This is a genomic window from Pontibacter ummariensis, assembly GCF_900188175.1.
Classification (GTDB): domain Bacteria; phylum Bacteroidota; class Bacteroidia; order Cytophagales; family Hymenobacteraceae; genus Pontibacter; species Pontibacter ummariensis.
The window spans coordinates 1-4,706 of sequence record NZ_FZOQ01000061.1 but is presented as its reverse complement, the minus strand read 5'-3'; the positions used below and the strand labels follow the sequence as shown (position 1 = coordinate 4,706).

5 protein-coding genes are annotated in these 4,706 nt (G+C 54.1%); 4 read left to right on the top strand and 1 reads right to left on the bottom strand.

All coding sequences use genetic code 11. The annotated features are described in order from the left end of the window. The 4 genes from CHB92_RS25990 to CHB92_RS25265 all read left to right on the top strand — a co-directional run. On the top strand, positions 1 to 182 hold a 182-nt coding region (locus CHB92_RS25990), incomplete at its 5' end, for a hypothetical protein (RefSeq protein WP_218824314.1). 265 nt (positions 183 to 447) lie between these two features. Continuing rightward, complete coding sequence (locus CHB92_RS25270) at positions 448 to 1,743, top strand: hypothetical protein (protein WP_089322018.1); 1,296 nt, start codon at positions 448 to 450, stop codon at positions 1,741 to 1,743. Between the two features lie 39 nt (positions 1,744 to 1,782). Further along, on the top strand, positions 1,783 to 1,911 hold the full coding sequence (locus tag CHB92_RS26355; protein WP_258179144.1) for a hypothetical protein: 129 nt from the start codon (positions 1,783 to 1,785) through the stop codon (positions 1,909 to 1,911). A 40-nt stretch (positions 1,912 to 1,951) separates the two neighbouring features. Beyond that, complete coding sequence (locus CHB92_RS25265) at positions 1,952 to 2,128, top strand: aspartate/glutamate racemase family protein (RefSeq protein ID WP_089322017.1); 177 nt, start codon at positions 1,952 to 1,954, stop codon at positions 2,126 to 2,128. Positions 2,129 to 2,174: 46 nt separating this feature from the next. On the opposite strand, the gene thrA is transcribed toward CHB92_RS25265, so the two are convergent. After that, positions 2,175 to 4,577, bottom strand: coding sequence for a bifunctional aspartate kinase/homoserine dehydrogenase I (thrA, locus tag CHB92_RS25260; protein WP_089322016.1), 2,403 nt, complete (start codon positions 4,575 to 4,577; stop codon positions 2,175 to 2,177). Between the last annotated feature and the right edge of the window lie 129 nt (positions 4,578 to 4,706).

Sequence of the window (4,706 nt, the reverse complement as noted above, 5' to 3'; positions counted from 1 at the left end):
AAACGCCGGAGCGTGATGAGGGGTTTTTGAACTGGTGGTACGTACTGCCTCCTGACCATTGCGCCTTTTACCGCCACCGCACCTTTGAGGTATACCTGCAGGAGACAGGTCATAAAATGACATGGAAAGATGAAAAGCGGGTAGTCTTGCAAAAGAGGCAGGCTATGCCTAAACTGGGCTAAATCTCTGTCGCAACTGTCTCCGTTATTTGTTTGGCAGCTCAAGGCCGCTTTGCTTGTTATCAGACTTTTTAGAGGCAGTACATAGGGAATAACAACTACGAACGGAGGTTGTGAACTTAACCCTTCAGTACTAGTTTATCTTGGCGATAAGTTGGAGCAGGCCGGAGTGTTATACAATTAACAGGGTGTTTTACATGATTTACAGGTAGGTGTACAAATAATTGCCGATACCAATAACTTGCAGGCATTAGACGAACTAACTACTATGAAAAAGACCTGCTTGCTTCTGTTCCTTCTGCTGCACATAGCTGCGGCAGTGGGCGCCCAGACTTTACAATCATCCCCTACCACCTACCAGGCATACTTCCAAGAGATTGAAGCTGCCACTCAAGAGTACCGGCAGCTTTGGGGCAGGGACCTTTACTCTTCCATCCTGCTGGTCGACCCACAAACCAGATACACAATCGCCAACGAAGCAGACACAGCGGGCGTTTTAAGGAAAGCCGGTGACGTTTTTGCAGGTTACCTGCCACCCCAGGTAAACCTGGCCAACACGGCCCTGCGCTGGGGCGGTAAGCATTGGGCCATGTTACTGCTCCCCTTGCCTGAGGACAGGCACGAGAGGGTCAGTCTGCTGGCCCATGAGCTGTTTCACAAAGCGCAGCCATCCCTGGGCTTTGCGCTCTACAATCCAGAGAACAAGCACCTGGACCAAAAGAAGGGCAGAATTTACCTGCGCCTGGAACTAGAAGCGCTTAAAAAGGCCGTACAGGCCTCCTCAGAAGATGAACGGAAGGCGCTCCTGACTCACGCCCTCACATTCCGCAAGTACCGCCACCAACTTTATCCGGGTGCTGATTCCACTGAGAACCTGCTGGAATTAAACGAGGGGTTGGCAGCGTATACAGGCCTGGTGGTCAGCAACAGGAGCAAAAAGGAAGCGGCAGCGCATTTTGTGAGCACTATTAACGCCTTCCTGTCAGACCCCACCTTTGTACGCTCCTTCGCCTACCAAACCACCCCTATATACGGCTACCTCCTCCGCGACAAGCAAAAGGACTGGAACAGGGGAATCGCAGCCGCCACCAACCTGACAGACTACTTTGCAAGGGCTCTTCAAATCAACGTGCCCCGGGACCTAAAGAGCGCATCAGAAAGAACAGCGGGTACATACGGGGGCAACGCGATAATTGCCGAAGAAACAAAACGGGAGGAGGAGAAAAGGAAGCTTCTCTCCGACTACAAAAGGAGGTTTGTAGAGCAGCCGCGCGTGGAGATTGGCTTGGAGGAGATGTCGGTCTCGTTTGACCCGAGAAACATAGTGCCCTTAGAAGACCTCGGCACCGTTTACCCTACTATCCGGGTTACGGACAACTGGGGCATCCTGACAGTTGAGAAAGGCGCTTTGATGAGCCCGGACTGGAAAAAGATCTTCCTCCCGCTTCCTACTAGTATCGACGAGGACGAGGTTTCAGGAGAGGGTTGGACACTCGAGCTAAACAGCGGTTATCGTCTCATCAAGGAGAGCAGTAGCGGGGGGTATAAGCTAAGAAGGAAATAAACTCGTTCATTTTCTACAATAACACACCTAAACAGACTCATGAAAACAATTGGCCTGATCGGTGGTATGTCCTGGGAGAACTCGGCTGTTTACTACCAGCTCATCAACACGCTGGTTAAAGCCAAACTTGGCAGCCCTCACTCCTACCGCTCCCGTTTCTCCACGTAGCAGACGCCACGGCGGCTGAGTTAAAAAAGGAATTACGAAAGTGGGGCTGCTCGGCACGAAGTTCACCATGGAAGGGGATTTCCTCAGGAAGCGCCTGTGGGATATGCACCAGATAAATACCATCGTTCCGGACCAGCAGTCGCGGGACCGGGTGCATGCTATCATCCACGAGGAGCTGGTTAAAGGCAACTTCACCGAGAGCTCCCGCCAGAAATAGCTATCGCTAAGACCTACGGGAGCCTACCCACCGCCGTGCAGAGGGCTTAGTACTGGCCTCCCATTCTCAACAGGTCGGAGTACACGCCCCTGGCGGTAACCTCAGCCCCTGCCCCAGCCCCTTGTATGACAATCGGCTGCGAACCGTAGCTCTCGGTGAAGATCTCAAAGATAGAGTCGGCATTGCGGATACTCCCAAGGGGCGAGCTCCGGGCCACCTTCACCAGGGAAACCTTCAGCCTGTTGCTGTTAACCTCCAGGTCCCCCACGTAACGCAGCACCTCGTCTTCCCGGAGGCTTCGCTTGATTCCCTCGAAATAGGCGTCCACCTCCTCTCTCTTGTCGAGGAAAGCCGCGTAGTCCCCTGCCTGTGACGCGAACGCGGGCACCAGGCTCTCTACCTCTACATCCTCTAGCTCGGACTTCAGCCCCACTTCCCGGGCCAGTATGATTAGCTTGCGGGCCACGTCCATGCCGCTCAGGTCTTCCCGCGGGTCTGGCTCTGTCAGTCCACTGGCCTTTGCCTCGGCTAGCACAGCCGAGAAAGGCTTGTCCTCCAAAGAGTAGTTGTTGAAGATATAGCTGAGCGATCCGCTGAACACCCCTCTTATCCGCTCTATCTTGTCGGATGAGTTGTGCAAGTGCTTTAGCGTGTCTATCAAGGGTAAGCCTGCGCCCACATTGGTCTCATAATAGAACAGCTTGCCTCTCCGCTTCAGGCCATGGCGCAGGCTTTCGTAGAACTCATAGGAGCTAGAGTTCGCTTTCTTGTTTGATGCCACAATGTCAAAACCGCTGCTGACAATGGCAGGGTACTGCGCTGTCAGCTCCTGGGATGAGGTGTTGTCTGCAATAACGATGTTCTCCAGCCCCGACTCCTTCAGCCGTTCAAGGATGAGTTTAACGTTGCTCTCCTCCCTGCTTTCTGCGAGCGCCTGCCTCCAGCTGCTACTCAGCCCCTCTTCGTGGAAGACCATTTTGGCCGTGTCTGCGACTCCTACCACGTTTATCCTCAGGTTTCTGCGCTTTACCACCTCGTCCCCTGTTTCAAAGATCTGGTCCAGCAGCTTTCCCCCTACGTTTCCCTTGCCGAAGGCAAACAGATGCAAGGTCCTGATAGCACCAAAAACCTGGTTGTGCACCACGTTCACTGCTTTTTTAAGTGCTTTGTTGTCGATCACCAGGGATATGTGCTCCCCGTTTATGCTGTTGCTGATCAGGTACATCCAGATCCTGTTGCGCCTCAGCCCATAGATGGCTTTCTCCAGGGAGTAGTTGTGCCGGCCCACAATGGCGATGACCGCCTTGTCGCTGTCGATCTGTATGCTGGAGATGTCCCCTCCGGCCAGCTCTTCCCGGAACTCTGCGGCGAGCGCGGCTTTGGCTGCGGCGGCATCCTCCTTGTTTATGACAAAGCCGATCCCCCTCTCTGAGGAGGCCTGGGAGATAAGGCGCACGCTGATACTCCTGCTGCTCAGGGCGCTGAATATCCGGGCATCTATCCCCACTTTCCCCAGTAAACCACGGCCCTCTATGCTCACCAGTGACACATCCTCAATGGTGGACACGGCCTTGATTCCTTTGCCTGCCCCCTTCTCATCAATGAGGGTGCCCTCCAGTTCCGGGTGGAAGCTATTGAAAACTCTCAGGGGAATGCCGCTTTCCATAAGGGGCCGGATGGTTTTGGAGTGCAGCACCTTTGCCCCGAAGTTTGCCAGCTCATTGGCCTCCCTGTAGCTAAGGTGCGGAATGCGCTGTGCGCTTTTCACGTACCGGGGGCTGGCCGTATAGACCCCGTCCACGTCCGTCCAGTTCTGCACCTCTGCCGCCTTGATGAAGCTGGCAATCAGGGTGGCCGTGTAGTTGCTTCCGTTTCTTCCCAGGGTAATGGTCCTACCCTCCGGGTCTGCGGCGATGAATCCGGTGATGACAGGAACCTGGCCCGCCTTCAGGTCCTGAAAAAAGGCCTTCGTGTTTTGCTCTGAGCGGGACAAATCCACAACGGCCTCATGGGAGCAGACGCTTCCCCTTAGCAGTTGCCTGGCATCGACGAAAAGGGCGTCCAGGCCCTCCCTTCTTAAAAGTCCCGCTACTGTTTGGGCGCTGAGCACCTCCCCATAGGCCAGCACCCTGTCTCTTGCCCTGTCACTGTCGACTTGAATTAACCGCAGGGCCTGGAGCACCTCTTCCAGTTCCCGGTTGTATTTCTCTGTCTCTAGCTGCAGCCCTTCAAGGTACTGCACCTCCAGGAAAGCCTGGAGCTCCTTCTCAAAGTCCTCCCCTTTCACTGCCTTGGCGTACAGGTCCAGGAGCATGTCGGTGCTCCGGCCCCGTGCAGAAACGACGACCGCGATAGCGCCTGTTTGTGCTTCCCTCTTTATGATGTCAACAGCGCTTTCTATCGGCGCCCCGTTACTTAAGGACTTGCCCCCAAATTTTAAAACCTTCATTCTTTTAAAACCTTAACAGTTTAGTAGCTGGCCTCTTTTTTCGCTTCACCTGCACGCCAACCCAGCCCTGGCAAATACTCATTGTTTTACCGTTTAAACAAGAAGAAAACGAACTTTTAGCCCGCCTAC

Excerpts from the sequence above, each read along its gene's own strand:
- CHB92_RS25270 (WP_089322018.1), top strand. The coding sequence starts at position 448 with ATGAAAAAGACCTGCTTGCTTCTGTTCCTTCTGCTGCACATAGCTGCG.
- CHB92_RS26355 (WP_258179144.1), top strand. The coding sequence starts at position 1,783 with ATGAAAACAATTGGCCTGATCGGTGGTATGTCCTGGGAGAACTCGGCT.
- thrA (WP_089322016.1), bottom strand. The coding sequence starts at position 4,577 with ATGAAGGTTTTAAAATTTGGGGGCAAGTCCTTAAGTAACGGGGCGCCG.